This window comes from Pauljensenia hongkongensis (assembly GCF_001746855.1).
GTDB lineage: Bacteria > Actinomycetota > Actinomycetes > Actinomycetales > Actinomycetaceae > Pauljensenia > Pauljensenia hongkongensis.
Genome location: NZ_CP017298.1, coordinates 1,010,204 through 1,012,898 on the forward strand (window position 1 = coordinate 1,010,204; position 2,695 = coordinate 1,012,898).

General features: G+C 72.0%; 2 protein-coding genes. One reads left to right on the forward strand and one right to left on the reverse strand.

Annotation, left to right across the window (positions count from 1 at the left end; translation table 11 throughout):
* Positions 1-596: 596 nt before the first annotated feature.
* Positions 597-1,721, reverse strand: a complete 1,125-nt coding sequence (locus tag BH719_RS04195; protein WP_009743516.1) for a GuaB3 family IMP dehydrogenase-related protein — start codon at positions 1,719-1,721, stop codon at positions 597-599.
* A 116-nt stretch (positions 1,722-1,837) separates the two neighbouring features.
* On the opposite strand from BH719_RS04195, the gene BH719_RS04200 reads away from it, so the two are divergent.
* A complete protein-coding gene (locus BH719_RS04200; RefSeq protein ID WP_009743517.1) occupies positions 1,838-2,554 on the forward strand; it encodes an exonuclease domain-containing protein in 717 nt (238 codons plus the stop codon).
* Positions 2,555-2,695 lie beyond the last annotated feature (141 nt).

The following is a 2,695-nucleotide window of genomic DNA, read 5'->3' on the forward strand; positions in this document are numbered from 1 at the left end:
CCCCGCACGGCGGGCCCGCGGGCCAGCCCGACACGGACCCAGCAACACGCCCACCAGGCGGGTAAGGAATAGGGAGGAGGACCCGACCCACCGGGCCCAACAGGACCCCGCGCACCACGCGAAGAGAGGAGGGGACCCGACCCACAACCCCAACCCGCGAGCCCGCCCCCAGGACGGCTCCATTCCCCCGACCTGCGTGTCCCCGAGCCGCAGGGGTATAAACAACGTCTATGGCCCCACCGGGCGAACACACGACCCGACGACCACCGGACTGGACACGAAGAAGAGGGAACCCGACTCAGAACTCTTACCCAGCTCCCACGAACCCACCCGCCCCGCCGGGCGGGCGTGTTCCCGAGCCGCGGGAGTATAGACAACATCTATGGCCCCGCCGGGCGGATATACAGCCCGAACCCCAGTGCCCACGGCCCGGCGGTGGGCACACGGCCCGGCGGCCGCGGCCCCGGCAACGGGTGCCTTCCGCGCCGAAGCTCGCGCCGCCCGCAACCACCCGGGTTGCGCCACTGCGCGGGACACCGCTCCTGCGGAATGGAAAGACCGCTGGAAGGCGCCGGAACCCACCGCCAGCGGAAAGATCACTGGGCGGAGTAGGGGCTGACCACCACCTGCGCCTTCTGCAGGTCCTTGACCTCGGAGTACCCCGTGGAGGCCATCGTCCGCTTGAGCGCCCCCACGAAGTTCAACGACCCGTCCGCCCTAGTCGAGGGGCCGTAGAGGATCTGCTCGAGTGTGCCCGTGGTCCCCACGTGCACGCGCTGGCCGCGCGGCATATCGGGGTGGGTCGCCTCGGATCCCCAGTGCCAGCCCCGCCCCGGGGCCTCCTCCGCCCTGGCCAGCGCGGCGCCCAGCATCACGGCGTCCGCCCCGCAGGCGATAGCGCGCGACAGGTCGCCCGAGCGCCCGATCCCCCCGTCCGCGATGACGTGCACGTAGCGCCCGCCGGACTCGTCCATGTAGTCGCGCCGGGCGGCCGCCACATCCGCGATAGCGGTCGCCATCGGCGCGTGGACCCCCAGGGACCGCCGCGTCGAGTGCGCCGCTCCCCCGCCGAAACCGACCAGGACCCCCGCGGCCCCAGTGCGCATGAGGTGGAGGGCCGCGGTGTCCGTGCACACGCCGCCCACGATGACGGGGACGTCGAGCTCGTAGATGAAGCGCTTGAGGTTGAGGGGCTCGTGGTGGCTGGACACGTGCTCCGCCGACACCGTGGACCCCCGTATGATGAACAGGTCCACCCCCGCATCCACCACGTACCGCCAGTACTTCTTGGTCCGCTGGGGCGAGAGCTTCGCCGCGACCACCACCCCCGCCTCGCGCAGTTGCCGCAGGCGCGCGGTGATGAGCGACGGTTTGATCGGCTCGGAGTAGATCTGCTGGAGCCGCGCGATCGACTCGTCCGCCCCCAGGCGCGCGATCTCGGCGAGGATCGGTTCGGGATCCTCGTACCGGGTCCACAGGCCGTCCAGGTCCAGGACCCCGATGCCGCCCAGGCGCCCGAAGCGGATGGCCGTGGCGGGGCTCATCACCGAGTCCATGGGCGCGGCCATCAGGGGGATATCCACGTGGTACGCGTCGATCTGCCATCCGACGTTGACGTCCTCGGGGTCCCGGGTGCGCCGCGAGGGGACCAGCGCGACGTCGTCGAGCGTGTAGGCGCGGCGGCCCCGTTTGCCCCGTCCGATCTCCACTTCGTGACTCATTCTCCGATTCTACCCGCGCGCATCCGCGGGGTCCGGGAGCGGGCGCGCGAGTGGCGGCGGGCGACGCAGGCGCGTATGGTCGCTGCGACACTGGAGGGGAAGGCAAGGAGGACACAATGACCTGGACCAGCGACCCGTGGTTGGGCTTCGACACTGAGACGACGGGGACGTCGCCCTTCAAGGACCGCCTCGTGACGGCGGCGCTCGTGCTCCGCGTCGAGGGGCGCGACGACCAGGTGGCCACGTGGCTGGCCGACCCCGGCGTGGAGATCCCCGAGCAGGCGAGCGCCGTCCACGGCATCACGACGGAGTACGCGCGCGAGCACGGCCGCCCGGTCGAGGAGGTCCTCGAGGAGGTGGCCGGGTGCCTGACCGAGCACTGGTTCCGGGGCTTCCCCGTGGTCGCCTTCAACGCCTCCTACGACATCACCCTGGTGGACCGCGAGCTCTCCCGCCATGGGCTGGCCACCTTCGCGGAGCGCCTCGACGGGGAGCCGATGCTGGTCGTGGACCCGCTGGTGCTCGACCGCAAGCTCGACCGCTTCCGCAAGGGGAAGAAGACGCTGACGGACATGGCCCCCGTGTACGGGGTGGAGGCGTCGCCGGACGCACACACCGCCGAGGTGGACGTAGCGATGACCCTCAACGTGCTGGCGGGGATCGCGCGGAAGTTCCCCGAGCTGGAGGATCACGACGCCGCCTCGCTGACCGGCTACCAGGCCAGGGCGCACCGGGAGTGGGCGGAGGACTTCGAGAAGTACCTGCGCCGCCAGGGCCGCGAGGCGTCCATCGAGCGCGACTGGCCGCTGATCATGCCCCGGACGCGCGACTGAGGGCAGCACGGACCTGCGCGTCAAGGGCCGCCCCGGGAGCCCGCCCGGCGGACAACGGCCCGCCCCGGGAGCCCACGACTGAGGGCAGCACGGGCCTGCGCGTCAGGGCCCGCCCCGGAAGCCCGCGCGCCGGACGGCGGC

Coding starts and splice junctions, on each gene's coding strand:
- BH719_RS04195 (WP_009743516.1), bottom strand. CDS start 1,721: ATGAGTCACGAAGTGGAGATCGGACGGGGCAAACGGGGCCGCCGCGCC.
- BH719_RS04200 (WP_009743517.1), top strand. CDS start 1,838: ATGACCTGGACCAGCGACCCGTGGTTGGGCTTCGACACTGAGACGACG.